Raw genomic sequence first — 26,591 nt, forward strand, 5'->3', positions numbered from 1 at the left:
GCCGGTTTTTCTTTTTCGCAGGAAAGATAAGATACGCACCCATCACCATCCCCCACAGGAGCCGCACCGATGGATACCGTTACCCTGGCCAAGCGCCGCTACACCACCAAAGCCTACGACGCCAGCCGCAAGATCCCCCAGGCCACCGTCGATGCGCTGCTCGAACAGCTGCGCCACAGCCCGTCCTCGGTCAACTCCCAGCCCTGGCACTTCATCGTTGCCGACAGCGCCGAAGGCAAGGCGCGTATCGCCAAGGCCACCGAGGCGTTCGCCTACAACACGCCGAAGATCCTCGATGCGTCCCATGTGATCGTCTTCGCCGCGCGCACCGACATGCCTGATGCGCACCTCGACGCCGTGCTGGCCCAGGAGGCCGCCGATGGACGTTTCCGCAACGACCAGGCCCGCGCCACGCAGGACCAGACCCGCCGCTTCTACGTGAATTTGCACCGCTTCGACCAGAAGGACCTGCAGCACTGGACCGAGAAGCAGACCTACCTGGCCCTGGGCACCGCATTGCTGGGCGCCGTGGCCCATGGGTTGGATGCGACGCCAATAGAAGGCTTCGACAGCAAGGCGCTGGATGCCGAGCTGGGGCTGCGCGAGCAGGGCTTCAGCAGTGTGGTGGTGCTGTGCCTGGGGTATCGCAGCGAGGAGGATTTCAATGCCGGGCTGAGCAAGTCGCGGTTGCCGGCGGCTGAGGTCTTTACCTTCCTTTGAGGGTTTGCCGGCCCTCTCGCGAGGCAAGCCCGCTCACAGGGACTCGGCTGTCACGCGATAGGGCCGGCACGATCAGCGCAACGCCCGCTCGATGCCCCCCAGCAGCAGGCTTTCGATCAACCCAACGCCCTGCGCCTCGTCCACCCCGCGCCCCTGCAGCACGCCCGGCAGCTGGTTCAGCAACGTCGCCAGCACGTGCCCCGTGGCCCCCAGCACCTCCCCGGAAAACCGCGCATGCGGCGCCACCAGCCGCAACAACCCGGCTTCGTAGCGCTCGCGCAGCTCACCCAGGCGCGCTTGTTGCGCCTCGCCCAGGCAGCACAGGTCGCGCTCGGCCAGGCGAAACTGCAGCGGCCGCTCGGCATGCAAGTGCCAGTGCGCGGCGATCAGGCACGGCACCGCCGGCTTGCCCCGGGCCAAGGCGCGCCGCCCCTGTTCCAGGGCCGCCAGCAGTTCCTCGTACAGTTCCTCGATCAGGTCGAACAACAAGTCCTGCTTGCTCGGGAAATGGTGATACAGCGAGCCCGCCGTCAGCCCCACATGGGCAGCCAGTTCGCGCATGCTCACCTGGCCGAAGCCTTTCTCGGCGAACAAGGCCATGGCCTTGTCGCGGCGTTCCTCGAAGTTGGCGCAGCGCAGCGCGGCGGTGACCGGCATGGCCCGTGCTCCTCAGTAGGTGAAGAAGCCGCGGCCGCTCTTGCGCCCCAAGTAGCCGGCGGCAACCATCTCCTTGAGCAGCGGGGCGGGGCGGTACTTGCTGTCGTTGAAGCCTTCGTGGAAGGCCTCCATGATCGCCAGCAGGGTGTCCAGGCCGATCAGGTCGGCCAGGGCCAGCGGGCCGATCGGCTGGTTGCAGCCCAGGCGCATGCCGGTGTCGATGTCTTGCGCGCTGGCCAGGCCTTCCTGGCGCACGAAGATCGCCTCGTTGATCATCGGCACCAGGATGCGGTTGACCACGAAGCCTGGGCGGTTGCCGGCGGTGATCGGGGTCTTGCCGAGCTTTTCGGTGACCAGCAGGGCCTGGGCGTAGGTCGCGTCGCTGGTTTGCAGCCCGCGGATGATCTCGACCAGCGCCATCATCGGCACCGGGTTGAAGAAGTGCACGCCAATGAAGCGCTCGGGCTGCTCGATGCTCGCGGCCAGTTGGGTCACCGACAGCGACGAGGTGTTGGTGGCGATCAGGCAGTCCAGTGCGACGTTGGCCGCCACCTGCTGCAGGATGCGTTGCTTGAGCGCCAGGTTCTCGGTGGCGGCCTCGATCACCAGTTGCACCCCGGCCAGCTGGCCGTAGTCGGTGCTGGTGCGAATGCGCGCCTTGGCCGCCTCGGCCTTGTCGGCGTCGAGGGTGCCTTTGCCGACCTGGCGTTCGAGGTTCTTGCCCAGGGTCGCCACGCCGCGTTCCAGCGCGGCGTCCGACACGTCGATGACCAGCACCTGGTAGCCCGCGACCGCGCACACCTGGGCGATGCCGTTGCCCATGGTGCCTGCGCCGATCACGGCGATGTGTTGAATGCTCATGCAGGTGCTCTCCTCAAACGCGCTCGAAGACCACGGCGATGCCCTGGCCGCCGCCGATGCACATGGTCGCCAGGGCATAGCGACCCTGGATGCGTTGCAGCTCATGGATGGCCTTGGTGGCGATGATCGCGCCGGTGGCGCCCACCGGGTGGCCGAGGGAGATGCCCGAGCCGTTGGGGTTGACCTTCTCCGGGTCGAAGTCCAGCGCGCGGGCCACCGCGCAGGCCTGGGCGGCGAAGGCTTCGTTGGACTCGATCACGTCCAGGTCGCGGACCGACAAACCGGCTTTTTCCAGCACTTTCTGCGTGGCCGGGATTGGCCCCAGGCCCATCAATTCAGGCTCGACGCCGGCGTGGGCGTAGGCCACCAGGCGCGCCAGGGGCTTCAGGCCCAGGCGGCGCACCGCATCGCCGGTGGCCAGCACCAGGCCGGCGGCGCCGTCGTTGATGCCGCTGGCGTTGCCGGCAGTGACGCTGCCGTCCTTCTTGAATACGGTCTTCATGCCCGCCAGTTGCTCGGCGCTGACGTCGCCGCGCACATGCTCGTCGATGGCGAACTGCACGCTGCCTTTGCGCGTTTTCAGCTCGATCGGCGCGATCTGCCCGTCGAAGCGCCCCTCGGCGATGGCGCGGGCGGCGCGGCGCTGGCTGGTCAGGGCCAGTTCATCCTGCATTTCGCGGGTGATGCCGTGCTTGGCGGCGACGTTCTCGGCGGTGATGCCCATGTGGAAGTGTTCGAACGGGTCCTGGAGGATGCCGACCATGTAGTCAATGCCCTGCAAGTCCCCCATGCGCGCCCCCCAGCGGGCTTGCGGCAGCAGGTACGGGCCACGGCTCATGGATTCGGCGCCGGCGGCCAGGGCCACGTCGGTGTCGCCGAGCAACAGGCCCTGGGCGGCCGAGACGATGGCCTGCAGGCCCGAGCCGCACAGGCGGTTGACGTTGAAGGCCGGGGTTTGCTTGGGGATGCCAGCGTTCATCGCCGCCACCCGGCCCAGGTAGGCATCGCGTGGCTCGGTGGGGATCACGTTGCCCATCACCACATGGCCGATCTGCTCGGCGGCCACGCCCGAACGCTCGATCGCGGCGCGGCTGATGGTGGTGGCGAGGTCGGCCAGGGGCAGGTCCTTGAGCGAGCCGCCAAAGCCGCCGATGGCGGAACGGACGGCACTCACGACGTAGATTTCTGTACGGCTCATAAAGGGCTCCAATAGCGAAGGCATGGCGGGACGGGGCCAGGCTCTGCGAGAATGACCGCCGCTTGCGGATGGGTCCCGAGTCTAGGCAAAGGCCAGGGGCGGGCCTATGCCGAAACTGTTCAGTCAACCTGGCATTTTTTGCCACTCAGCATAGACAGCGAAAACCCGCCATGCGCGATAGCGATTCGGTCGCCGTGTACTTCCTCAATGCCATGCTGCATGCCTTGCGCGAACGCCCAGCCGAGCGCGACGCGCAGCTGCGCGCGGTGGGCATCGACCCGGCGCTGCTGGCCCAGCCCCAGGCGCGGGTGCCGGCCAAGGCCTTCGCCCAGCTGTGGCTGGCGTTGATCCACGACCTGGACGACGAGTTCTTCCGCCTCGACCGCCACGGCATGCCGCTGGGCAGCTTCGCCTTGATCTGCCGCGGGCTGATCCAGGAGCCGACCCTGGAGAAGGCGCTGCGCCAATGCCTGGGCAACTTCGCCCTGTTCCTGCGCGATGTGCGTGGCAGCTTCACGGTGCGCGGTGGTCGGGCGGTGATCAGCGTGCAGTCGAGCATCGCCGACCCGCTCACACGCGTGTACGCCGAGGAAACCTTCCTGGTGCTGGTGGTCGGGTTGCTGTGCTGGCTGGCCGGGCGGCGCATCGCCATCGACCGCACGGAACTGGCCCTGAGCCGTCCGGCGCAGGATGACGACACGCTGCTGTGGGGCCCGGACCTGCGCCTGGGCAGCGGGCGCACCGAGGTCGAGTTCGACAGTGCCTGGCTGCGCCTGCCGGTGGTGCAGGACCTGGCCGCGCTGAAGACCTTCCTGCGCAGTGCGCCGCAGGGCTTGGTGATCCGTTTTCGCAACCAGGGCGACCTGGTGGCCGAGGTTTATCGGCACCTGCGCGCACGGCGCTATGGGCAGTGGCCGACGCTCAACGCCATGGCCGAGCGCCAGGGGCTCAGTGCCAGCACCTTCCGCCGCCAGTTGGAGCGCGAAGGGCGCTCGTACCAGCAGATCAAGGACGAAGTACGCCGGGCGATGGCCTTCGAGCGGTTGCGCGACGCTAGCCTGAGCATTGCCGAAATCGCCGAGCAGACCGGGTTCCAGGAGCCCAGCGCGTTTCACCGGGCGTTCAAGAAATGGACCGGCTACAGCCCGGGGAGCTACCGGGCGCGGTTGAAGCCAGGCTAGGCCATCGCGAGGCACCACCGCCCTTGTAGGAGCGGGCGCCGCTGCATTCGCGGTCAGGCCGGGGTCATCGCAAAGCCGACGCCGAACCGGTTCCAGGCATTGATGGTGGCGATCGCCAAGGTCAGGTTGACCACCTCCGCCGGCTCGAAGTGCTCCATCAGCGCCTCGTACTGCGCTTGCGGCGCGCCGCGCTCCGGCAGGCGGGTCAGGCTTTCCAACCAGGCCAGCGCGGCACGTTCACGCGGGGTGAAAAAGGTGGTCTCCTGCCAGACCACCAGGGTTTGCAGGCGTGCCTCGGTTTCGCCGGCCTTGCGCGCATCATTGGCGTGCAGGTTGACGCAGTAGGCGCAGCCGTTGATCTGCGACGCGCGCAGGCGCACCAGCTCCAACAGCGAGCCTTCCAGCCCGGACTTGGCCAGGGCCTGTTCCAGGCCGAGCATCGCCTTGTAGGCTTCCGGTGCGTGTTTGCCCCATTCGATACGGTTGTGCATGGTGATCTCCACAGCTCGCAACGTTGACATCGCCCGAGAGGGGCGGTGCGTGTGGCGCTACCTTACTGCTCCAGAGGGCGACGCCCGATAGCCAATCCCAGGCATTGCCAGGAGACCAATCGCGCCCATTCGCCCCGCCACTGACCTGCATCCAATCTCTTCATTTCTGCCGCGCGGCGCGAGCCGGGATAATCGCGGCATTGCCTTGAGGAGACCGATTCATGTCCGACCCCCGTTTCATGCGCGAAGCCCTGGACCTGGCGCGCGCCAATATCCAGGCCGGTGGCCGCCCCTTTGGCGCTGTGCTGGTCTACCAGGGCCAGGTCATCGCCCGCGCGGTCAACGAGATCCACAGCACCCAGGACCCGACCACCCACGCTGAACTGCAGGCCATCCGCCAGGCCGCCCAGGCGCTTGGCCGCCCGCGTCTGGACGGCGCGGAGATCTACGCCAGCGGCCATCCCTGCCCGATGTGCCTGGCGGCCATGCACTTGTGCGGCATCCAGCGCGCCTGGTTCGCCTACGGCAATGACGAGGGCGAGCCGTATGGCCTGTCGACGGCTGACATCTATGCGCAAATGGCCCGGCCACCGCAGCAGCAGAGCCTGGCGCTGCGCCCGCTCAAGCCTGAGGGCGAGGCCGACCTGTACCGGCAATGGCGCCAGGCGAACCCGGCATGAGGAACGCGCTGAACCTGCTGTTGGTGGTGCTGCTGGCACTGAACCTGCGGCCAATCCTTACCAGCATAGGCCCGCTGCTCGAACCCATGCGCCAGGGCACTGGCCTGGGCTACCAGCAGGCGGCGTTGCTGACGGCGCTGCCGGTGCTGTGCATGGGCCTGGTGCCGCTGTTGCAACCCTGGCTGCGGCGCTGGCTGAGCGAGCACGGCGGCATGCTCGCGGGGCTGGCGGCCATCGCCCTGGCGTGCCTGTGGCGCCTGCAACTGGGCAGCGCCTGGGCGCTGATCGCCAGTGCGGTGCTCGCAGGGCTGGGCGTGGCGGTGGTGCAGGGCATGATGCCGGGGCTGGTCAATCGTTGGTTTCCCACGCGCCTGGCAGCGACCATGGGCCTGTACTCGGCGGCGCTGATGAGCGGTGGTGGACTGGCCGCGGTGCTCGGCCCGCACGTCAGCGAATGGGCCGGGCGCTGGCAGGCGGGGCTTGGGGTGTGGGCGCTGCCGGCATTGGTCGCAGTGCTGGCCTGGGCACTGCTGCGCCCGCGCCAGGGTGCGCCAAGCCTGGCCGCAGGCGCTGGTGGGCACTGGTTTGGCAATCGCCGGGCGTGGCTGCTGGCGCTGTACTTCGGGTTGATCAACGGTGGCTACACCAGCATGGTCGCTTGGCTGCCGGCCTACCATCTGGAACAGGGCGGCACGGCCCAGGGCGGCGGTGAGCTGGTCGGGTTGATGACGGTGTTCCAGGTCTGTGGCGCGCTAGGCCTGCCGCTGTTGCTGCGGCGCCTGCTCGACCGGCGCCCAGGGCTATGGCTGGCCCTGGCGATCCAGTTGCTGGGCTTCCTCGGCCTGCTGCTGGCGCCGACCCAGGCGATGGGCCTCTGGGTGGCGATGATCGGCCTGGGTCTGGGCGCCTGCTTCAGCCTGAGCCTGACGCTGACCCTGGAACACCTCGCGACGCCCGCCGAGGCCGGCAGCCTGGCCGCGTTCGTGCAAGGCATCGGCTTCATCATCACCGGCACCGTGCCCTACGTGACGGGCTGGCTGCGAGAGGCCAGCGGCGATTTCCAGGCCTCCTGGACGCTGCTGGCCTTCAGCGTGCTGGCCATGCTGCTGGTGACCGTGCGTTTCGCCCCCAAGGGTTACACCGCTGCCATGGCCCGCCCGCGCCACCAGGCGGGCGTCACGTCGGTCAGTTGAGGCGCCGCAGGGTCTCCTCGACCCGGTCCAGCGCCGGGTCGATGTCCAGCAGCTCGATGGCGCCGAAACCCAGCAGCAGGCCCTGGCGCACGGGCGCGTGGCTGAAGAACGGCGCCAGTGAGTAGAGGCCGACGTCGAGCTTGGCCGCTTGCTCGATCAAGCGCTGCACATCGACCCCCGGCCGGGCCAAGGCGCTCAGGTGGTAGCCGGCCGCAGTCGGCACGGCCTCCAACCATGCCGCCAGGTCGCCTTGCAGGCGGGCCAGGATGCGCTCGCGGCGGGCGCTGTAGACCTCGTGGTTGCGGCGGATGTGCTTGAGCAGATAGCCCTCGGTGATGAACCGCTGCAACGCCCATTGCGACAACGGCGGGGTGTGCCAGTCGGTCAGTTGCTTGGCTACCCGGGCCGCGCGCAGCAGGGCCGGTGGCAGCACGGCGTAGCCCAGGCGCAGCTCCGGCAGCAAGGTCTTGGAGAACGTCCCCACGTAGGCCACCAGGCCATGCGGGTCGAGGCGGCGCAGCGCATCGGCAGCGGGGCCCTGGTAGCGGAACTCGCAGTCGTAGTCGTCCTCGATGACCACTGCGCCCAGTTCGGCGGCGCGGGCCAGCAGGGCATGGCGGCGCCGCTCGCTCATGGGCATGCCCAAGGGAAACTGGTGCGAGGGGGTGACGTAGATCAACCGGGTGCCCTCGGCGATCTGCTCCACGCAGAGGCCTTCGTCGTCCACTGGCACGTCCTGCAACTGCGCACCCAGGGCCAGGAACAGCTGGCGTACGGGCGGGTAGCCGGGATCTTCCATGGCCACCCGACTGCCTGGCTCGATCAGCACCCGGGCGATCAGGTCCAAGGCCTGTTGCGCGCCGTTGCACACCATGACCTCGCTTTCCTCGCAGTGCACGCCGCGGGTGAAGGCGATATGGTGGGCGATGGCCTCGCGCAGTTCGGGCAGGCCCTGGGGTGGGTACTTGAGGCTCGCTTCACGCTGGCAGCGACGCAGCGCGTATTGCAGGCAGCTGCGCCATTGGTCGAAGGGAAATTGCAGCTTGTTCGAGGCGCCACCGACGAAGTCGTAGCGCGAAGGCCCGGGCAGCGCGGGGTGCCCAAGCACGGTGGTGCGTTGGCTCCAGCGTTCTAGCGAGGCAGCGCCGGCCAAGGGCAGGGAGGACGGTGTGTCTGCTTGCACGGGCTTGCGCGGGGTGATGAAGGTGCCGCGCCCAACCACGCCGCTGAGCAGGTTGTCGTAGGTCAGGCGCGAATAGGCTTCGGCCACGGTCTTGCGCGACACGCCCAACTGCTCGGCCAGTAGCCGGGTCGGTGGCAGTTGGGTGCCGGCGGCCAGGTGGCCGCTGTCGATCCCGGCGCGAAGTTGCTGGTAAAGCTGGTCAACCAAACCTTTACGGCCCTGCAAACGAATGTGGAGTTCCATGGGGCGGTCCGAATCGGGGGATGACCTAGCTTCCGGTTTCGCGCTGGCTGTCGCAAGTGCAACGCATTCGCCTGGCATGGCCACGACTTCACTGGCCGATGCGCCAGGGGCTGCGGCAAAATCGCCGCACCACCTGCCATGACCGAGGAGTCCTGATGAACAGCCATGTCCAGCCCGTCGAGCTGAAGAAAGCCTACCGCCTGCTCAACCACGGCCCGACCGTGCTGGTCTCGGCCAGCCACGCCGGGGTCGACAACGTGATGGCCGCCGCCTGGGCCTGTGCGCTGGACTTTGACCCGCCCAAGGTCACGGTGGTGCTCGACAAGGCCACCGGCACCCGCCCACTGGTGGAGGGCAGCGGCTGGTTCGTGCTGCAGATCCCCACCGCCGCCCAGGCGCGCCTGACCCACCAGGTCGGCCACCGCAGCCTGCTCGAGGAGCCGGGCAAGCTGGCGGCGATCGGGGTGACCCTGGCGCGGGTCGAGGGTTACCCGGCGCCTTTGGTGGAGGGGTGTTCCGCCTGGTTGATGTGCCGGGTGATCGACGAGCCGCACAACCAGCAGGCCTACGACCTGTTCATCGGCGAGGTGGTCGCGGCCTGGGCGGATGATCGGGTGTTCCGCGACGGGCATTGGGGGTTCGAGCATGCCGACCCGCAGCTGCGCAGCTTGCACTACGTGGCGGGCGGGCATTTCTACGCGATTGGCGAGGCGGTGGTGGTGGAGTAGGCAGGCGGCGGTTGTGGTGGCCCTATCGCGGGCTTGCCCCGCGATAGGGACGTCCCAGAAGCAACGCCGGTATTGTAGCGCGGCGCCAACCGCTGGTTCGACAGGTGCCCGGCCAACGCCTGGCGGCTCGCCTCCAGCGCTTCATAACGCTCCAGCTCATGCAGCGGCGGAATCGACACCCGCCGCCCGGCGTCGAAATCCTGCAACGCCGCCCTCACCAGGTCCTGCGCGCTCATGACGATGCCCGGGTCGAGATGTTCGATCGGCAACCCGCCCGTGGCCCAGAAATCAGTGGCCGTGGCGCCCGGCAGCACAGCCTGGATGCGCACACCCTTGTCACCCAGCTCATGCTGCAGCGACTGGCTGAAGGCGGTGACGAAGGCCTTGCTGGCGCCATACACGCCATTGAGCAACTCCGGCTGCAAGCTCACGATCGAGGAAATGTTGATCACCGCGCCGTGGCCTCGGGCGACGAAGCCTGGCACCGCGGCGTAGGTCAGGCGGGTGAGGGCGGTGATGTTCAGGGTGATCATCTGCTGCATCTGCTCGACATCGCTGTCCAGCAGCGGTGTATGGGTGCCGATGCCGGCATTGTTCACCAGCAGGGTGATGCTCGGATCCTCGCGCAGGCGTTGCTCGACACGCGCAAGGTCAGTGCGGGCGGCGAGGTCCGCAGGCAGCACCTCGATGCGCCGACCGGTCTGCTCGGCCAGGCGTGTGGCCAGGCTGTTCAGGCGCGCTTGACTGCGTGCGACGAGGATCAGGTCGTGCCCGCGACGGGCCAGTTGTTCGGCGTAGACCGCGCCGATACCGGTCGAGGCGCCAGTGATGAGGGCAGTGCCAGGTTGCGACATGGTTGCAGCTCCGTGGGTTGGAATGCTGCGATGATGCGCGGTTTTGCCTATGGCTCAAATGACGCATATAGTACGTTTTCGAGACATTTACCGAGAGACGTTCATGCATCGGGTCGGTTATCTGCTGTGCGAGGGTTTCCAGGTCATGGCCCTGGCCTCGCAATCGGTGTTCGAGTTCGCCAACGTGCTGCTCGGCAAACCCTTCTATGCCTTGGGCAACTACAGCGTGGCCGGCGGCACCCTGACGTCGTCGCTGGGCATGCAGGTGCAGACGCTGGCCGTCGGCACGCCGGGCCATGCCGACACCTGGCTGGTGGCTGGCACCTTGTCGCCGCTGGATACACCGGCCATCCCGGCAACGGTCGAGCAAGTGCGCGTGCTTGGCCGCCATGCCCGGCGCACCGCCGCGATCTGCACCGGTGCCTTCACCCTGGCCGCCGCTGGGCTGCTCGACGGGCGCCGCGCCACCACCCACTGGGCCTACGCCCAAGCCTTGCGCCAGCACTACCCCGGCATCCAGGTCGACGAGGACCGCATCTTCATCGCCGATGGCCCGATCTGGACCTCGGCCGGGATGACCGCGTGCATCGACATGGCCCTGGGCATGCTCGAGCAGGACCTCGGCCCTGAGCTCGCGCGCGCCGTGGCGCATCGCCTGGTCATGCACCAGCGCCGCTCCGGCGGGCAGTCGCAGCACTCGCAGTTGCTCGACCTGGCGCCGCGCACCGAGCGCATGCAGGAAGTGCTCGACTATGCCCGCCAGCACCTGCAACGGCCCCTGAGCGTCGAGGAACTGGCCGAGGTCGCGCACCTGAGCCCGCGTCAGTTCAGCCGAGTGTTCAGCGCCGAGACCGGGCAGTCGCCGGCACGCGCCATCGAGGGCCTGCGCCTGGAAGCGGCGCGGTTGATGATCGAGCAGAGCCTGCACAGCCTCGACGTGGTCGCCCGGCAGACCGGTTTTCGTGACCGCCGTCACCTGCGCGAGGCCTTCCTGCGGGGCTTTGGCATACCGCCGCAAGCGGTGCGCCGGGACGCGCGGCGGGTGGGCTGAGGGGGCGTGGCGATGAAGAAACGGGTCCGCATGGACGACCTGCAAGTGTTCGTCAGCACCGTCGAGGCTGGTGGGTTGTCCGCCGCCGCGCGCCAACTGGACATCTCCCCAGCGCTGGCCAGCGCGGCGTTGCAGCGCTTGGAGCGGGCATTGGGCATTCGTCTGCTGGTGCGCTCGACCCGGCGTCTACGCCTGTCGGACGACGGCGAACGCTACCTGCCGCACGCGCGCCAGGCCCTGGCGGCGCTGGGCGAAGGCGAAATGGCGCTGGAGCAGGCACGGGATGGGCCGGCCGGGCCGCTGCGCCTGTCGCTGCCGTCGGACCTGGGGCGCAATGTGCTGTTGCCGTGGCTGGATGCTTTCCAGGCGGCGTACCCGCAGGTGCAGCTGCAACTGCGCATCAGCGACCAGGTGGCCGACCTGTTCAGCGAGCACCTCGACGCCAGCATCCGCTATGGGCTGCTGGCCGACTCGAGCCTGGTGTCGCTGCCCCTGGCACCGTCCAATCGCCGCACCCTGTGTGCCGCGCCGGCCTACCTCGCCCGACATGGCGTACCCCAGACCCTCGCGCAGTTGGCCGGGCACAACTGCCTGCGCTACGTGATGGGCGAACAGACCCATGACCGCTGGAGTTTCCAGGGGGCGTCGGGGGTGAGCACAGTGCAGGTCGAGGGCGACCGTTGCTGCGACGACGCCGATATCGTCCGGCGCTGGGCGGTGGCGGGGCTGGGGGTGGTGTACAAGTCGCGCTTGGATGTGTTGGAGGATATCCGCGCCGGACGCTTGGTGGAGCTTCTGCCGGGTTACCTGGGGCAACCGGCGCCGTTGCAGATGGTGTGTCCCCATCGGCATTCGCTGACGCCGGCGATCCGCTTGTTGCAGGGTTTTCTGCTGGCGCGCCTGGAGGCGTATCTGGGGTAGCGGTGATCGGCCTCATCGCGGGGCAAGCCCGCTCCCACAAGGAATCTCTCACCCTCGTAGGAGCGATGGGGTCGCCTCAATCCTCCAGCACGACGAAGCCATGGGTAGCGTCGCGCTCCAGCTGCGCGATCAACCCGAACTCCCAATCCAGATACCCCTGCATGGCCTCACGCGGGTTGTCGGTGCCTTCATACGGCCTGCGGTAGCGGTCGCTGCGTGGCACCGCCAGGTGCGTCTCGCCGCTTTCCACCGGCTTGCCGGCGGCTACCCAGCGGGCGGTGCCGCCCGTGAGCAGGTACACCGGGGTACGCGTCAGGGCCTGCAGGTCGAGGGCAGCGAAGCGCGCCAACAGGCTGCTGCCGCAGGTCGCCACGTAGCGCTCGGCCACCGGCAGACGCTCCAGTGCCTGGGGCAGTTGGGCACGGATCGCCCAGTGGGCGCCGGGGATGTGGCGTTTGACGTAGTTGGCGCTGGCGGTGAAGTCCAGCACCACGGTGCCGCCTTCAGCCAGCCAGGTGTCGAGCTGTTCGGCGCTGATTTCGCTGACCGAAGGCAAGGCCGGCAACGGCGCCTGCCAGTCGCCGGTCTCGCTGAAGTCCGCCGCCGACAGCCCGTCGAGCACCGCCACCTGCCAGCCCATCTGCGCCAGCCACGACGCGCTCATGTTGGCGCGCACGCCGTCGTCGTCTACCAGCACCAGGCGTGCGCCGCGCACGCTGGCGTTGTGGTCGGTTTCCTGCACCAGCTGGCCGCCAGGGGTGGAGCGGCTGCCCGGCAGATGGCCGGCGGCGTATTCCTCCGGGGTGCGCACGTCGAACAGGTAAGTGGTGCGAGCCGCCTCGGCCTGCCAGGCGGCCAGGCCTTCGCGGTCCAGGCGCAGCACCCCGGCGCGGTCGGCCACGGATCGGGCTCGCTGGGCCGCGTGGTCGCGGGTGCTCTGGGTGACCTCGGTGAAGCGTTGCGATTGGCCGTGGGCCAGCGACTGGCCCGCGAGGGTCCAGCCGATGGTGCCATTGCGCAGCGCTGCCACCGGGTTGGGGATGCCCGCGTTGACCAGCGACTGGGTGCCGATGATGCTGCGCGTGCGCCCGGCACAGTTGACGATCACCTGGGTGGCCGGGTTCGGCGCCAGCTCGGCGACCCGCAGCACCAGCTCGGCGCCCGGCACGCTGATGCCACCGGGAATGCTCATGGTCTGGTATTCGTCGAAGCGCCGGGCGTCGAGCACCACCACATCGGCCTTGTCCTCAAGCAGGCCCTGCACCGCTTCGGCGCTCAGCGACGGGGTGTGGCGCACGCTCTCGACCAGCTCGCCGAACGCCTTGCTCGGCACGTTGACGTCGCGGAACAGTTCACCGCCCGCGTCACGCCAGCCGCCGAGGCCGCCAGCGAGCACGGCCACGTCGCTGTAGCCGAGCGCGAGCAAGCGTTCGGCGGCCACGCTGGCGAGGCCCTCGCCGTCGTCGTAGACGGTAATCGCGGTGTCACGCCGTGGCACCCGGGCGTAGACCTCCAGTTCCAGTTTCGACAGGGGGATGTTGGCGGCGAACAGCGGATGGGCCTGGGCGAAAGGGTCTTCCTCGCGGACGTCGAGCAGGGCGACTTCCTCGCCGGCCAGCAGGGCGCGGCGCAGGTCTTGGTAACTGCGGGTGGTGAAGGTGCTCATGGGGCGGCGTTCTCTTTGGACAGGTCCCAGATGTTGGGCAGGCGGGTATTGGAGTAACCGGAGATGAAGGGTTTTTCGCTGCCGTCGGCCAGGTACACCGCGCGGCGCACCGCGCCGATGTTGGCGCCGTACACGTGGATGCTGATCGACACGCGGTCGTCGAAGGCATTGCTGACCTGGTGGATGTCACCGATGCGTGGCGACACCGCTTCCACCTGGCCAGGGTCCAGGCGCACCGGCGCGCCGGCCGGCAGCAGGGCGCCCTGTTCGTTGCGCGCGTAGCCTTGGGAGTACTCGGCGCCGCGCAACATGCCGATCAGGCCCCAGACCCGATGGTCGTGGATCGGTGTGCGCTGCCCTGGGCCCCAGACGAAGCTGACCACCGAGAAGCGCTGGCGTGAGTCGCAGTGCAGCAGGTATTGCTGGTAGCGCTCGGGGTCGGGTTGGGCCAGCGCCTCGGGCAGCCAGTCGTCATGGGCGACCAGGCTGCGCAGCAGGTTCTGGCCGTGGTCGAGCAGGGCGGCTTCCTCGGGCCCGCGCTGCAGCAGGTCGGAAAGTTCGCCGATGAAGTGGCGCAAGCGCTCAAGGCGCGGGGTCTGGCTCATGGTTCGGGCTCGGGCTGACGGTCACGAGCACACCCTAGCAATGCCTTGAATATTCTCAAAATTCAAAATGTTCATAAGCTAATATGCAAAAACTGCATTTACACGCTAAGCGATTTATTCTCCAATAGCCGCCGTCGAAGGCATGACGTTATGCCTAAAACGAATTTCACAGCGTCAAGACAAATCATTAGCGTATAAGCAAGCGTCGCGTTAGATGCAAACGCTATAAAACTCATCCGAGCCTTTCCGAGACCGCACGCGCGGATCGCCCCGACATGCCGCTACGGCATCTGGAGACGAACGTGCGTTACCTCAAGCAACTGGCCGCCGGTGTGCTGGCCACCTCCCTGAGCCTGGCCGCCGCCGCGCAGACCCTGGTGGTCGGCGACCAGAGCTACAATGCCCGCGCTGTAATGGAAGCAGCCGGCGTGCTCGACGACTTGCCGTACACCCTGGAATGGAAGCAGTTCACCGCCGGCTCTCCGGTGGCCGAGGCGCTCAACGTCGGCAGCCTCGACCTCGGCCTGCTGGGTGATGCGCCGCCGCTGTTCCTCGGCGCCCTGGGCGCGCCGATCAAGGTGATCGCCGTGTCGCGGCAGAACCTCGACGGCATCGCCATCCTGGCGCGCAAGGATTCCGACATTCATAGCCTGGCCGACCTCAAGGGCAAGCGCGCGGCGATCTGGAAGGGTTCTTGGAGCCAGCAACTGTTGTTCAGCGCCCTGGACAAGGCCGGCGTGCCGCGCGATGCCCTGGAGCTGCGCTACCTCAGCGCGCTGGACGCCTCCCACGCGCTGGACGGCGGCTCGGTGGACGTGATCGCCACCTGGGAGCCCTATGTCACCCAGCAGAAGCGCAATGGCGCGCGGGTGCTGGCCACTGCCCAGGGGCTGATCCCGGCGCAGAGCTTCGTGGTCGCCAACGCCAAGTCGGTGGACGACAAGCGTGCGCAGATCGCCGACTTCCTCCAACGGCTGAAGAAAGCCCGCGACTGGACCCTGAGCGACCCGGCCAACACCGAGGCCTACGCCGATGCCTGGGCCAAGAGCAGCCGCGCCGACCGCGAAATCGCCCGTACCTGGTTCGCCCAGGCGCGCACCGACCTGGCGGCGCTGAACCCGCAGGTGGTGGTGGATGCGCAGAAGACCGTGGACTTCTTCGCCGGGCTTGGGCTGATCAAGGCGTACCCGGCCAGCAGCCTGTTCGATACCTCGTTCTCGGCGGCGTTGCAGGCGCCGGCGGTCAGTCAGAACTGAGTCGGCCTCAGCGCGAGGCAAGCCCGCGCCCACAGGGGATTTCGCGCTCCCTGTGGGCGCGGGCTTGCCCCGCGATAGGGCCCGAAACAATCACACAGGACTCCCCCCATGAGTAAACGACAGATCAAGCTCGGCGCCCTGACCATGGGCTGCGGCGGCCCCGGCCGGCACAACCTGTGGCTGGACCCGGAGCTGCCCAGCGATGCCAGCGTCAATATCGACTGGTACATCGACATCGCTCGCCAGGCCGAGGCCGCGCTGTTCGACCTGATGTTCATCGTCGACAGCCAGTTCATCACCCCCGGCTCGCCGTCGCACTACCTCAACCGCCTGGAGCCCTTGACCCTGCTGTCGGCCTTGGCCGTGAGCACACGCCACATCGGCCTGGTCGGCACCCTCACCACCTCCTACAACGCCCCGTTCAACGTCGCCCGCCGCCTGGCCTCGCTGGACTTGATCAGCAAGGGTCGCGCCGGCTGGAACGTGGTGACCAGCGGCGACGCCGGCACCGCCGGCAACTATGGCCTGGACGAGCACTACGACTACGACACCCGTTACGCCCGTGCCCAGGAACACGTCAAGGTGGTGCAGGGCCTGTGGCACTCCTACGAGGACGATGCTTTCGTGCGCGACCGCGCCACCGGTCAGTTCCTCGACCCGAGCAAGCTGCACGCGCTGCACCACAAGGGCGAGCACTTCTCGGTGGTCGGCCCACTGAACCTCCAGCGCTCGCCCCAGGGCCAGCCAGTGATCTTCCAGGCCGGCGATTCCGAGCAGGGGCGTGAGCTGGGCGCGGCCACCGCCGACGTGGTCTTCACCCACGCCGCCAGCATCGAACAGGGCCAGGCGTTCTACCGTGACGTGAAGGGCCGCGCCGAACGCCTGGGGCGTGACCCGGAGCAACTGCTGGTATTGCCGGGGGCGGAGATCTACGTGGGCGATACCGACGCGCATGCGCGCGAGATCGAGCGCCATTACCACCAGGCCGACCACAGTTTCGAGCTGGCGCTCAAGGAGTTCGGGCGCAACTTCGGCTGGCATGACTTCAGCCAGTACGATTTGGACGCGCCGTTCCCGCAGCAGAGCCTGGAGTTTGCGCGCAGCAGTTTCTTCACCAACGCCAAGCGCATCGCCGACCAGGCGCGGGAAAAGGGCTTCAGCCTGCGCCAGGCCGTGGAGTTCGGCCGCCAGTTGCGGCCGGGGGCGTTCGTCGGCAGTGCCGAGACGGTGGCGGCGAAGATGGCCGAGTGGTTCGAGGCGCGGGCGCTGGATGGGTTCAATATCTACATTGGCCACCCAGGGCAGTTCCGCCGGTTTACCCAGGAAGTGGTGCCGTTGTTGCAGGAACGTGGGGTTTATCGCACCGCGTATGAAGGGACCACGCTGCGTGAGAGCCTGGGGTTGCGGATTCCTCGGTTCCTGGGGTAACGACGGTGTGAGTGCCGGCCCTGTCGCGGGGCCGGCAGCCACGCTCAGGCGCTCTGGGCCTGCTCACGCTGGGCGACCAGCGCACGGATGCGCGGGAGCAGGTCCTGCCCATACTCCACCGCGTCGCGCAGTTGATCGAAGCCGCGGAACAGGAAGGTGCTCACGCCCAGGTCGTAGTACGCCAGGGCGGCCTCGGCAACCTGGTCCGCCGTCCCCACCAGCGACGTGGAATTCCCCGCGCCACCGCCCAAAGCGGCGATCTCGGTCCACAACCGGGTGTCGTGCACCTTGCGCTGGCTGGCCAGTTGCACCAGGCGCTCGGAGCCGGCGTTGCTGGTACCGAAGTTCTTCTCGCGGCGGTTGCCCTGGCGGATGCCAATGCGTTCGCGGGCATCGGCCAGAATGCGTTCGGCACGCGCCCAGGCTTGCTCCTCGGTAGCCCCCAGGATCGGCCGCAGCGACAGGCTGAAGCGGATGTGCTTGTCCCGTCCATACCGGGCGGCGGCCTTGCGCACCTTGGCGATGCGCTCGCGCACTTGCTCCAGCGGCTCGCCCCACATCATGTACACGTCGGCATGCCGGGCGGCGACCTCCACGGCGGCGTCCGAGGCGCCGGAGAAGTAGATGGGCAAAGGCTTCTGCAACGGTTTGACCAGGGTGAGGTTGTCCTCGACGCGGTAATGCGTGCCCTGGTGGTCGAAGGGCTGGGTTTCGGTCCAGGTCTTGCGCAGCACGTCGAGGTATTCGCCGGTGCGGACGTAGCGGGCATCCTTGTCGAGATAGTCGCCGTCGCGCTGCAGGTCGCCGCTGTCACCGCCGGTGATCACGTTGATCGAGGCGCGGCCACGGCTCAGGTGGTCGAGGGTGGCGAACTGGCGGGCGGCGAAGGTCGGGGCCTGGAAGCCGGGGCGGTGGGCGACCAGCAGGCCGATGCGCTCGGTCAGCGCGGCGACGTAGGTGGCCAGGACCAGTGAATCCGGCGCGCTGGTGTTGACCGCCAGCAAGGCTTTGTCGAAACCGCCGTACTCCTGGGCCTGGGCAAAGGCCTTGATGAAGTCGAGGTCGACCACGGGGCCGCGCGGGGCCTGGGATTCGCTGCCTTCCTGGGGGCCGATAAGGCCGATGAATTCGAGGCTCATGGGGTGCTCCTGAATGACTCTGGATAGGTCGCCTCCGCCAGGTTTGGGGTCGGCCTGGATAGAACTTAGCGGTCGGATGAGCGACTGTGAAAGGCTTTGTGGTTCTAAGCTAATTATGTGAAATGTGCATTTGATTTGTTTTTAATATTTTAAAAATGCATTTTGAGTTGTTTACCCTGGCCCTCTCGCCTCTGTCGGGGTGGGCTTGCCCCGCCATAGGGCCCTTCAGGCCACTACCTTTCTACCGGGAATCGCCGCGATCAGTTCGCGCGTGTACTCACTCGCCGGCCGTTCGAACACCTGCGCCGCTGGCCCTTGTTCGACCACCTGCCCCTGACGCAGCACCAGCACCTGGTCGGCCATGCTCGCCACCACTGCCAGGTCATGGGACACCAGCACGTAGGCAATCCCCAATTCCCGCTGCAGCTCCTGCAACAAGGCCAGCACCTGTGCCTGCACCGACACATCCAGCGCACTGACGGGCTCGTCGAGCAACAGCAGTTCCGGCTGCAACGCCAATGCCCGGGCAATCGCCACGCGTTGGCGCTGGCCACCGGACAGCTCGCGGGGCAGGCGGTCCAGATACTCCAGCGGCAGGCGCACGCGGCTGATCAGCTCGCGCGCGGCGTGTTCCAGCGCCTCACCCTTGAGCAGACCGAACGCCACCAGCGGCTCGACGATGCTGTCGAACACCGTGAAGCGTGGGTCGAGGGCGGCGAACGGGTTCTGCTGCACCAGTTGCATGCGCCGACGCAACGGGCGCAAGGCCCGCCAGCCACGCCCGGTGATGTCTTCGCCGGCAAAGCGCACGCGGCCTTGGCTTGGCGCCTCCAGGCCCAGGGCGATGCGCAGGGCGGTGCTCTTGCCCGAGCCGGACTCGCCGACGATGGCCAGGGTTTGCCCGGCATGCACTTCCAGGTTCAAGCCGTCGAGGGCGATGAAGTGGTCAGGTTGGCCTTTGACGCGCGGCAAGCTGAAACGCTTGCCGACGTTCTCCAGGCGCAGCAGTGGGGGGCTGGCCGGTGTCGCCCGGGGCGCCCTGCGCGCGGCGAAGGCCGGGGCGGCGGCGAGCAGGGCGCGGGTGTAGGGGTGTGCGGGCGCCTGTAGAATCTGCCTGGGCGGGCCGTGCTCCACCAGCTCGCCCTGTTTCATCACCAGCAAGCGATCGGCGCGGTCGCTGGCCACGCCCAAGTCGTGGGTGATGATCAGCAACGAGATGCCGCGTTCGGCCACCAGCCGTTGCAGGTGGTCGAGGATCTTGCGCTGTACCGTCACGTCCAGCGCGCTGGTGGGTTCGTCGGCGATGATCAGGCGTGGCTCGCCGGCCAGGGCGATGGCGATCAGTACCCGCTGGCGCATGCCGCCGGACAGCTCGTGGGGGTACTGGCGGGCGCGCAGCCGCGGTTGGTCCAGGCCGACCTGTTCGAGCAGGGCCACGACATCGGCGTCCAGCGCCGGGTAGCGTCGGCCACGGGCCAGCACCAGTGCTTCGGCGACCTGCTGGCCGACCCGCAAGGTCGGGTTGAGGCTGACCATCGGGTCCTGCGGTACCAACCCGACGGTGCGCCCGCGCAAATGGCGTTTTTCACGCTCGCTGGCGTGGGCCAGGTCGATGCCGTTGACTCGCAGTTGGCCGGCGTCGACGCGGGCATTGCCTGGCAGCAGGCCGAGCAGGGCATTGGCCAGGGTCGACTTGCCCGAACCGGACTCACCGACGATGGCCACGGTCTCGCCCTCTTCGATGTCAAAGGACAGGCCCTTGACCGCCTGGGTGACGTGACCGGCGAAGCGGTAACTGATGCTGAGGTCGCGCACCTCGACCAGGCTTGGCGTGCTCATCGCTGGATCTCCTCGAACGTGCGGGCGAGATGGTTGAGGCTGAACACCACGGCGACCACGAACAGCCCTGGCAGCAGCGACACCCAGGGTGCGGTGACCAGGAAATGCCGCCCGTTGGCGATCAACGTGCCCCATTCCGCAGCGGGCGGCGCGGCGCCGAAACCGAGGAAGCTCAAGCCCGCGGTGGCCAGGATCGCCGCACCGAAATCCAGGGTGGCGAGCACCGCCACCGGCCCCCAGGCATTGGGCAGCACATGGCGCAGCAGGGTGCGTGTCCAGCTGGCCCCCGCCAAGCGCGCGGCTTCGACGTAGGGCAAGGTCTTGACCCGCAGCACCTCGGCACGGGTGGTACGGGCGAAACCGGGAATGATGCCGACCCCCACGGCGATGGCCACCGGCACCGTGCCGAAGCCGATGGCGGTGACGATGGCCAGTGCTAGCAGCAGGCCGGGCAGGGCCAGCAGCACGTCGACCAGGCGCATCAGTAGCGCGTCCAGGCGCCCGCCGGCAAAACCGGCCAGCACGCCCAGGCCCAGGCCTGCGGCCAGGGCGATGGCCACCGCCAGCAGCGCCGCTTGCACCGACAGGCGCGCGCCATGCACCACCCGGGTGTAAAGGTCGCGGCCCAGTTCGTCGGTGCCGAACCAGTGCACGGCGTTGGGCGCGATGAGCTTGTCGGCCGGCGAGGTGGCATACGGGTCGAAGCCGCTCAGCCAGTGCGGCGCCACGGCCGCCAGCAGGGCGAACAGCACCACCAGCAGGGCCAGGCAGAAGCCCGGGCGGCGCAGCAGCGGGGCAACCGCCTGGGCGGCGCGCTGCCAGCGGCTGCGGCGCCTCCAGGCCGGGCGGGAAGGGGGATCGAGGGGCAGGTAGCGGGTATCGGTGGTCATGGCTTACGACACCTTGGGTGAGTGGGTGATGCGCGGGTCTAGGCAGGGGTAGAGCAGGTCGACGACCAGGTTCACCAGCACGAACGCTGCGGCCGAGACCGCGACGATCGCCAGCACCACCGGGATGTCCTGGCGCAGCACGGCCTCCTGGGCCAGACGGCCGACGCCGTTGCGCGAAAAGATGGTTTCCACCAGCACTGCACCGGACACGGTGTTGCCCACCTGCAGGCCGACCAAGGTGAGGATCGGCAAGGCGGCGTTGCGCAGCCCGTGGCGCGCCTGGACCTGGCCACGGCTCAGGCCCTTGGCGAACGCCGTGGCGATGTACGGCTCCTGCCACACCCCGTGAAAGCCTCGCTGCAAGACCTGCGCGTACACGGCCGAGCTGGGGATCGCCAGGGTGATCGCCGGCAGCACCAGGCTGTCGAACCCCTGGCTGCCGGTGGCCGGGAACCAGCCCAGGGCGAAGGCGAAGACCTGGATCAGCAGCAGCCCCATCCAGAACACCGGCACCGAGAAGCCCAGCGACGGCAGGCGGGTCAGCGCAGCCTTGAGCGGGCGCCACTGCACGTAGGCGGTGAGGTAGGCCAGGCCCACGCCGCCGAGCAACGACAGCACGATCGCCAGGCCCGCCAGCGCCAGGGTTTGCGGCAGGCGCTCGGCGAGCAGCGCGGTGACCGGCCGGTTGAGCGACAGCGATTGGCCCAGGTCGCCGTGCAGGGCCTGCCAGAGCAGGCCGAAGTACTGCTCGAACAGGCCCTGGTCCAGCCCATAGTAGGCCCGCGCCTTGGCCAGGTCCTCGGGTGACAGGCCGTCGGCCTCCAGCCCCGAGGCGCTGAGCATGATCGCCAGGGTGTCGCCTGGCAGCAGGTAGAGGATCAGGTAGGCGAGGGTGTAGGCGCCCCACAGCACCAGCAGCGCCTGACCGATGCGGCCGACCAGGTAGCGGCTCATGGCTGGGCGACCTGGATGTCGCTGAGGAAGGCGAAGCCTTCGGCGGTCCAGCGGAAGTCCTTGACCCGCGCCGAGGTGGCGGCCTGCCAGACCCGTTCGTACAGCGGGAAGGCCGAGGCCTCGTCGACCAGCAGGTCCTGCAGCGCGCCATACGCCTCGGCGCGCTGGGCGTCGGCGGTGGCGGTGAGGCCGCGGTCGAACAGCGCCTGGGCCTTGGCCAGGGTGTGGGGCTCGTAGGTGTTGGTGGCCAGCGTGGCGCTGTTGGCGGTGCGTGGGTCGAGGATGGTCTGCAGGATGATCGGGTCGGCGCGGGTCATGTAGGTGGAGGTCAGGTCGTAGTTGCCCGAGGCGTTGCCGGCCACCCACTCGGCGCGGGTCAGTACGTTGAGCTTGAGGTCGATGCCGACCTTGCGCAGTTGGTCCTGGACCAACACGTCGCCCGCGCTCTCCGCCGGGGTGAGGTTGTAGCGCAGGGTCAGGCGCTTGCCGTCCTTGTGCCGGTAGCCGTCGTCGCCTTTGTGCCAGCCGGCGGCATCGAGCAGGCGCTCGGCACCCTGCGGGTCGTAGGCGAGCTTGTCGGCCTGGGCCTTGAAGTACGGCGTGGTGACGTCGTACACCCCGCTCACCACTGGGAATTGCGCGTTGTACACGGTGTGCGCATAGCTGGTGCGGTCGATGGCCTTCTGCAAGGCCAGGCGTACCTGGCGGTCGGCGAGCAGGCGGTCGTTGCGGGTGTTGGGGTAGAGGTTCAGCGCGGGGCCGGGCAGGGAACGGCTCTGGATGGTCGCACCCTTCGATTGCAGCAGCTTCAGGTCCACTTCCGAGAAGGGGCTGCGCGGCCACAGCACGTCGGCCTTGCCTTGCAGGAACAGGCCGTTGCGCACGCTTTGCTCGGGGATGTAGCTGATGTCCACGGCGTCGAGGTAGGCCGCGCCCTGGTTCTTGACGTTGGCCGAGGCCCAGGCGTAGTCGGCGCGTTTGACCAGTCGCGCGCCGACTTCGGGGGTGTAGTGGTCGAGGGTGAACGGCCCGGTGCCGATGATCTTGCCCAGCGAGCGCTGCTTGGCGTCCAGCGCGTAGGAGGCTGGGGCGAGGATCGCCAGGTTGGTGGTGGAGGTGGCTTGCAGGAAGCCTGCGTTGGGGCGCGACAGCACCAGGCGCACGGTGAAGTCGTCGAGCACATCGGCGTGGTCGTAGCCGGCCAGGTAGGTGGCGCCGAAGGTAGCGGGTAGGGCCGTGGCGAAGGCCTTGTTGCTGTCGAAGGCGGTCTTCACGGCCTGGGCGTCGAAGCGTTCGCCGTTGCTGAAGGTGACGTCCTGGCGCAGGTGGAAGGTGTAGGCCAGGGCGTCGTCGCTGACCTCCCAGCTTTTCGCAAGCCACGGGATGATGCGACCGCTCTCGGGGTCCTGGTCGGTCAGGGATTCGGCGACGTTGCGCAGCAGCACGCGGTGTTCGAGCCAGTAGACCTGGAAGGGGTCGACGCTGACCAGGGTAGTGTTGTCGCCCCAGAAGGCGATGTTCAGGGTTTTGCCGGCGCTGGTTTCAGGCGCGGGCGAGCAGGCGGCGAGGGCTGCGGACAGGGCGCAGGCGGCCAGTAGGCGGTAGGGCGTCATGGTGGGTTCCTGGGTCTGTTGGGGGTTGTCGCGGGGCGAGCCCGCTCCCACAGCCACCCCGTTGCTCTTTGGGCGCAGGGGTGTTTCCAGGAGTGGGCTCGCCCCGCGATAGGGCCGGTAAAGACGACGCAGCGATCAGCTCATTCCTGGTAATCCCGGCCCTCGCGGTCCAACTGGCGGATCAGCGCATCCCAGTGCCGCTGAATGCCCTCGCCACGCCCATCGGAAAAGCGCTTGGACTGCTCGTGCACCTTGGCGATAGCCGCCGCCGAGGCATGCTGCAACTGATCGTTGCCCCCGGCTTGCGCAGCGACCTGGATATTGCAGGCGCGCTCCAGCCCATGCAGCTCGCGAAACGCATGCTCGACGCTGATCCCACCGGTCAGCAGGCCATGGTTGCGCAGGATCAGGATGTTGCTGTCACCCAGGTTGGCCACCAGGCGTTGCTGCTCGTCCAGGTCCAGGGCGACGCCTTCGTAGTCGTGGTAGACCACCCGGCTGTAATAGGCCAGCGCATGCTGGGAGATCGGCAGCAAGCCAGCCCGCTGGGCCGACACCGCCGCGCCATCGCGGGTATGGGTGTGCAACACCGCCTGGAGGTCCGGGCGGGCGCGGTGGATGGCGCTGTGGATCACGTAGCCGGCCTGGTTGATGCCCAGGCCCAGCGGGTCGTCGATGATCGTGCCGTCGACGTCGACCTTCACCAGGTTGGAGGCGTTGATCTCGTCGAACAGCAAACCGAAGGCGTTGATCAGGAAATGTTCCTCGGGGCCGGGCACCCGCGCCGAGAAGTGCGTGTAGATGTGATCGGTCCAGCGAAACAGCGCGGCCAGGCGGTAGGCGGCGGCGAGTTTGACGCGCACTTCCCATTCCTCGGCGCTGACCCGCTGGCGCACGGTGCCTGGGTGGTTGGGGACGACGGACAATGAGCTCATGTTGTTCTCCATGGGGTAGGGGTCAGTAGCCGCGCTGGGGGTCGACCAGGTGTCGCAGCGGCTGCCCTTCGCGGTAGCGGGTGAAGTTGTCGAGGATGCGTTCGAGCAGCAGCGGGTAGCCGTCCTCGGAAATCGCCGAGGTGTGCGGTGACAGGAATACGCGAGGGTGGCGGTACAGCGGGTGATCGGCTGGCAGCGGCTCGGGCTCGGTCACATCGAGGCTGGCGCGGCCGACCAGGCCGCGGTCCAGGGCCTCGAGCAAGGCATCCTGGTCGAGCAGCCCGCCACGGGCGATGTTGATCAGGTGCAGGCCGGGGCGGGCGCTGGCCAGCACCTGGCGGTCGATCAACTGGCGGGTGGCCGGGGTCAGCGGGGCGGCAAGCACCAGGTGGTCGCTGCCGGCGAACAATGGGTGCAGGTCCTCAACGCGGGTCACGCCTGGCACCTCGGCAATCGGCTGGCCGGGGCGGTTCAGCGCGATCACCCGCATGCCCAGGGCGATGGCCTTGCGCGCCAGCGCCTGGCCGATGTTGCCGAAGCCGAGGATGCCGAGGGTGCGGCCCTGCACCGGCGCCAGCGGGGTCAGTCGCCACTCGGCGTCCTTGACCCACAGCCCGGGCAACTGCTTGGCAGCGGCGAACACCAAGGCCAGGGCGAATTCGGCCACGTGCTCGGCGTTGGCGCCCTTGCCGCTGGTCACTGGCGGGCCTTGGAAGACCCAGTCGGGGTAGAAGTCGATGCCTGACGACACCAACTGCACCCAGCGCAGCGACCCAGGCCAGCCCGGTGGCGGCGTGTCGACGCGCTGCCCGCGCACGTTGATCGGGCGCACGATGAACACGTCGGCGGGCGCCTCCAGGGTGAGCTGGCCGTAGGGGATGTCCAGCACTTGATGGTCGGGCAGGCGTTCGCGCAGGAATTGATTGGCCTTGGCGTCGAGTTGGCTGGCGATGATCGAGTGGCTCATGGGGCGACCTCGGCAAAGGCTGTGCGACCTGCCTGTGTCAGCACCGTGTCGTCCTGCGGGGTGTGGATGCGGCTGCACAGCACGTCGCGGTAGTGCCGCTCCAACGGGTTGCGCCGCGACAGGCCTGGGTTGCCAGCGGCTTCGATAGCCAGCTCCACGGCACGAATGGCGTTAGCGCTGACCACGTGCTTGAGCTGGCCGGCGTGGCACGGCTCGACCTGGCCGCCGACGGCGGCATCGAGCAGCCCACGGTTGGCGAACAGCAACGTGTCGATGCGCCCTTGCACGTCCTGGAAGCGCGGCAGGCTGGCCAGCGGCGCGCCGAGGTTGGAGGGTGTGCGGGTTTTGAGAAACCGTACCAGCCAGTCGCGCGCGGCCTGGGCCACGCCGTCGTATAGCGCCGGCAGCAGCACGGCCATCCATAGCAGGCCTTGGCCATCGAGTTCGGCGCGTGGCGCACTGGCGGGGCTGACGCTGACAGCGTGGTCGAGGGGGATGCGCACGTCGTCGAAACGTACCTCGTGGCTGCAGGTGGCGCGCATGCCGAGATGGTCCCAATCGTCGACAATGGTGATACCGGGGGTGTCCTTGTGCACCAGGAAGCCACCCACCAGCGGGTCGGTGTCGTCGCTGCGTGCCCATACCAGGTACCAGCTCAGGCCATGGCTGCCGGTGGAGTACAGCTTGCGTCCCGACAGACGCCAGCCGTCGGCGTTGCGGCGGGCGAGGGTGGCGGGCAGGCCGCCACGGGCTGGCGTGCCCAGCTCGGGCTCGACGCGCAGGGCGTTGATCAATGCGCCGTGCGCCACGGCATCGCGGGCTACGCGGTGACGCAGGTGTTCTGGCCAGCGGGCATCTTCCTGCAGGCGGGAATGTTGCAGGTATTGCATGGCCAGGATCAGTGCGGTGGAAGGGCAGCCCTTGCCGACGGCGGCGATGACTCGACGTGCGCTGGCCAGGTCTGCGCCGCCGCCGCCCAGGGCGCGGGGCACGGTGAGGGCGAGCAGGCCGTGGCGGTGCAGCAGGTCGAAGTTGCGCTGGGGGAATTGAGCGCTACGGTCGTAGCCCTCGGCGTTGGCGGCCAGGGCCTGGGTGAGCCCAGCCAGCGCACGCTCGGAAAGGGGGTGACTCATCGGCATTCGTCCATGGAATACAGGAGGTTGGCTAAGACCGTATTCGTCTGAATGAGCGCTGTAAAAGTCTTTTTTGTTCTATGCTAATTATTTGTTTGAGGAATTATTTTTATTTGTTGTTATGCGGATTGTTTATTTATCGGCTGGCCGAGGCTGCGCCACGGATCGTGAGGCGAGCCCGCTCCTACAGGAGCGGGGGCTTTCG

The 26,591-nt window shown here is 68.0% G+C and carries 25 protein-coding genes; 9 read left to right on the forward strand and 16 right to left on the reverse strand.

Annotated features, from left to right (window positions below; all coding sequences use genetic code 11):
* Positions 1 to 69: 69 nt before the first annotated feature.
* Positions 70 to 720, forward strand: a complete 651-nt coding sequence (gene nfsB / locus P0Y43_RS15440; protein ID WP_275638132.1) for an oxygen-insensitive NAD(P)H nitroreductase — start codon at positions 70 to 72, stop codon at positions 718 to 720.
* 72 nt (positions 721 to 792) lie between these two features.
* Here nfsB and P0Y43_RS15445 read toward each other — a convergent pair whose 3' ends face one another.
* The 3 genes from P0Y43_RS15445 to P0Y43_RS15455 are packed head-to-tail and all read right to left on the reverse strand — an operon-like array spanning position 793 to position 3,436.
* Positions 793 to 1,377: a TetR/AcrR family transcriptional regulator gene (locus P0Y43_RS15445; protein ID WP_275638133.1), complete on the reverse strand. Its 585-nt coding sequence runs from the start codon at positions 1,375 to 1,377 to the stop codon at positions 793 to 795.
* A 12-nt stretch (positions 1,378 to 1,389) separates the two neighbouring features.
* A complete protein-coding gene (locus P0Y43_RS15450; RefSeq protein WP_275638134.1) occupies positions 1,390 to 2,238 on the reverse strand; it encodes a 3-hydroxybutyryl-CoA dehydrogenase in 849 nt (282 codons plus the stop codon).
* Positions 2,239 to 2,251: 13 nt separating this feature from the next.
* Positions 2,252 to 3,436, reverse strand: coding sequence for an acetyl-CoA C-acyltransferase family protein (locus tag P0Y43_RS15455; protein WP_275638135.1), 1,185 nt, complete (start codon positions 3,434 to 3,436; stop codon positions 2,252 to 2,254).
* 170 nt (positions 3,437 to 3,606) lie between these two features.
* Between P0Y43_RS15455 and P0Y43_RS15460 the strand changes: the two genes are divergently transcribed.
* Positions 3,607 to 4,617: an AraC family transcriptional regulator gene (locus P0Y43_RS15460; protein ID WP_275638136.1), complete on the forward strand. Its 1,011-nt coding sequence runs from the start codon at positions 3,607 to 3,609 to the stop codon at positions 4,615 to 4,617.
* A gap of 53 nt (positions 4,618 to 4,670) precedes the next feature.
* On the opposite strand, the gene P0Y43_RS15465 is transcribed toward P0Y43_RS15460, so the two are convergent.
* The gene (locus P0Y43_RS15465) at positions 4,671 to 5,108 is read right to left on the reverse strand and encodes a carboxymuconolactone decarboxylase family protein (RefSeq protein WP_275638137.1); all 438 of its coding nucleotides are present in this window, start codon (positions 5,106 to 5,108) and stop codon (positions 4,671 to 4,673) included.
* A gap of 221 nt (positions 5,109 to 5,329) precedes the next feature.
* Between P0Y43_RS15465 and P0Y43_RS15470 the strand changes: the two genes are divergently transcribed.
* Together P0Y43_RS15470 and P0Y43_RS15475 are read left to right on the forward strand one after the other, a co-directional pair.
* Positions 5,330 to 5,788 (forward strand): nucleoside deaminase, encoded by a 459-nt coding sequence (locus tag P0Y43_RS15470; protein WP_275638138.1) that lies wholly within the window; start codon positions 5,330 to 5,332, stop codon positions 5,786 to 5,788.
* Positions 5,785 to 6,981, forward strand: a complete 1,197-nt coding sequence (locus tag P0Y43_RS15475) for a cyanate transporter (RefSeq protein ID WP_275638139.1) — start codon at positions 5,785 to 5,787, stop codon at positions 6,979 to 6,981. Before P0Y43_RS15470 ends, P0Y43_RS15475 begins: the two co-directional genes overlap by 4 nt.
* Here the strand turns inward: P0Y43_RS15475 and P0Y43_RS15480 are convergent.
* Positions 6,974 to 8,407 carry a PLP-dependent aminotransferase family protein gene (locus P0Y43_RS15480; protein WP_275638140.1) on the reverse strand — a complete coding sequence of 478 codons (1,434 nt, stop codon included), beginning with the start codon at positions 8,405 to 8,407 and terminating at the stop codon, positions 6,974 to 6,976. The genes P0Y43_RS15475 and P0Y43_RS15480 overlap by 8 nt on opposite strands.
* 155 nt (positions 8,408 to 8,562) lie before the next feature.
* Here P0Y43_RS15480 and P0Y43_RS15485 point away from each other — a divergent pair, with 155 nt between their 5' ends.
* A complete protein-coding gene (locus tag P0Y43_RS15485; RefSeq protein WP_275638141.1) occupies positions 8,563 to 9,135 on the forward strand; it encodes a flavin reductase family protein in 573 nt (190 codons plus the stop codon).
* Here the strand turns inward: P0Y43_RS15485 and P0Y43_RS15490 are convergent.
* Entirely contained in the window at positions 9,102 to 9,989 is an 888-nt protein-coding gene (locus tag P0Y43_RS15490; RefSeq protein WP_275638142.1) for an SDR family NAD(P)-dependent oxidoreductase, read from the reverse strand. The two genes, P0Y43_RS15485 and P0Y43_RS15490, sit on opposite strands and share 34 nt — an antisense overlap.
* Positions 9,990 to 10,092: 103 nt before the next feature.
* On the opposite strand from P0Y43_RS15490, the gene P0Y43_RS15495 reads away from it, so the two are divergent.
* Both P0Y43_RS15495 and P0Y43_RS15500 read left to right on the forward strand, forming a co-directional pair.
* Positions 10,093 to 11,040: a GlxA family transcriptional regulator gene (locus tag P0Y43_RS15495; protein ID WP_275638143.1), complete on the forward strand. Its 948-nt coding sequence runs from the start codon at positions 10,093 to 10,095 to the stop codon at positions 11,038 to 11,040.
* A gap of 12 nt (positions 11,041 to 11,052) precedes the next feature.
* Positions 11,053 to 11,961 carry a LysR family transcriptional regulator gene (locus P0Y43_RS15500; RefSeq protein ID WP_275638144.1) on the forward strand — a complete coding sequence of 303 codons (909 nt, stop codon included), beginning with the start codon at positions 11,053 to 11,055 and terminating at the stop codon, positions 11,959 to 11,961.
* Positions 11,962 to 12,037: 76 nt separating this feature from the next.
* Here P0Y43_RS15500 and P0Y43_RS15505 read toward each other — a convergent pair whose 3' ends face one another.
* Both P0Y43_RS15505 and P0Y43_RS15510 read right to left on the reverse strand, forming a co-directional pair.
* Positions 12,038 to 13,627, reverse strand: a complete 1,590-nt coding sequence (locus P0Y43_RS15505) for a rhodanese-related sulfurtransferase (RefSeq protein WP_275638145.1) — start codon at positions 13,625 to 13,627, stop codon at positions 12,038 to 12,040.
* Positions 13,624 to 14,232, reverse strand: a complete 609-nt coding sequence (locus P0Y43_RS15510) for a cysteine dioxygenase (RefSeq protein WP_275638146.1) — start codon at positions 14,230 to 14,232, stop codon at positions 13,624 to 13,626. Before P0Y43_RS15510 ends, P0Y43_RS15505 begins: the two co-directional genes overlap by 4 nt.
* A 302-nt stretch (positions 14,233 to 14,534) precedes the next feature.
* Between P0Y43_RS15510 and P0Y43_RS15515 the strand changes: the two genes are divergently transcribed.
* Positions 14,535 to 15,488 (forward strand): ABC transporter substrate-binding protein, encoded by a 954-nt coding sequence (locus P0Y43_RS15515; protein ID WP_275638147.1) that lies wholly within the window; start codon positions 14,535 to 14,537, stop codon positions 15,486 to 15,488.
* A gap of 108 nt (positions 15,489 to 15,596) precedes the next feature.
* On the forward strand, positions 15,597 to 16,916 hold the full coding sequence (locus P0Y43_RS15520) for an LLM class flavin-dependent oxidoreductase (RefSeq protein ID WP_275638148.1): 1,320 nt from the start codon (positions 15,597 to 15,599) through the stop codon (positions 16,914 to 16,916).
* Between the two features lie 44 nt (positions 16,917 to 16,960).
* Here the strand turns inward: P0Y43_RS15520 and P0Y43_RS15525 are convergent, their stop codons facing one another.
* The 8 genes from P0Y43_RS15525 to P0Y43_RS15560 all read right to left on the reverse strand — a co-directional run bounded on the left by P0Y43_RS15525 (position 16,961) and on the right by P0Y43_RS15560 (position 26,386).
* Entirely contained in the window at positions 16,961 to 18,055 is a 1,095-nt protein-coding gene (locus P0Y43_RS15525; protein ID WP_275638149.1) for an LLM class flavin-dependent oxidoreductase, read from the reverse strand.
* 225 nt (positions 18,056 to 18,280) lie between these two features.
* Complete coding sequence (locus tag P0Y43_RS15530; protein ID WP_275638150.1) at positions 18,281 to 19,894, reverse strand: dipeptide ABC transporter ATP-binding protein; 1,614 nt, start codon at positions 19,892 to 19,894, stop codon at positions 18,281 to 18,283.
* Positions 19,891 to 20,784: an ABC transporter permease gene (locus tag P0Y43_RS15535; protein WP_275638151.1), complete on the reverse strand. Its 894-nt coding sequence runs from the start codon at positions 20,782 to 20,784 to the stop codon at positions 19,891 to 19,893. The genes P0Y43_RS15530 and P0Y43_RS15535 overlap by 4 nt, the downstream gene beginning before the upstream one ends.
* A gap of 3 nt (positions 20,785 to 20,787) precedes the next feature.
* Positions 20,788 to 21,738 (reverse strand): ABC transporter permease, encoded by a 951-nt coding sequence (locus P0Y43_RS15540; RefSeq protein ID WP_275638152.1) that lies wholly within the window; start codon positions 21,736 to 21,738, stop codon positions 20,788 to 20,790.
* The gene (locus tag P0Y43_RS15545) at positions 21,735 to 23,351 is read right to left on the reverse strand and encodes an ABC transporter substrate-binding protein (protein WP_275638153.1); all 1,617 of its coding nucleotides are present in this window, start codon (positions 23,349 to 23,351) and stop codon (positions 21,735 to 21,737) included. Before P0Y43_RS15545 ends, P0Y43_RS15540 begins: the two co-directional genes overlap by 4 nt.
* A 140-nt stretch (positions 23,352 to 23,491) precedes the next feature.
* Complete coding sequence (locus P0Y43_RS15550; RefSeq protein WP_275638154.1) at positions 23,492 to 24,286, reverse strand: class II aldolase/adducin family protein; 795 nt, start codon at positions 24,284 to 24,286, stop codon at positions 23,492 to 23,494.
* A gap of 22 nt (positions 24,287 to 24,308) precedes the next feature.
* Positions 24,309 to 25,253, reverse strand: a complete 945-nt coding sequence (locus tag P0Y43_RS15555) for a D-isomer specific 2-hydroxyacid dehydrogenase family protein (protein ID WP_275638155.1) — start codon at positions 25,251 to 25,253, stop codon at positions 24,309 to 24,311.
* Positions 25,250 to 26,386: an acyl-CoA dehydrogenase family protein gene (locus P0Y43_RS15560; protein WP_275638156.1), complete on the reverse strand. Its 1,137-nt coding sequence runs from the start codon at positions 26,384 to 26,386 to the stop codon at positions 25,250 to 25,252. The genes P0Y43_RS15555 and P0Y43_RS15560 overlap by 4 nt, the downstream gene beginning before the upstream one ends.
* Positions 26,387 to 26,591 lie beyond the last annotated feature (205 nt).

Origin of the sequence: Pseudomonas entomophila, from assembly GCF_029193575.1 — a bacterium.
GTDB classification, from domain to species: Bacteria; Pseudomonadota; Gammaproteobacteria; order Pseudomonadales; family Pseudomonadaceae; genus Aquipseudomonas; species Aquipseudomonas entomophila_G.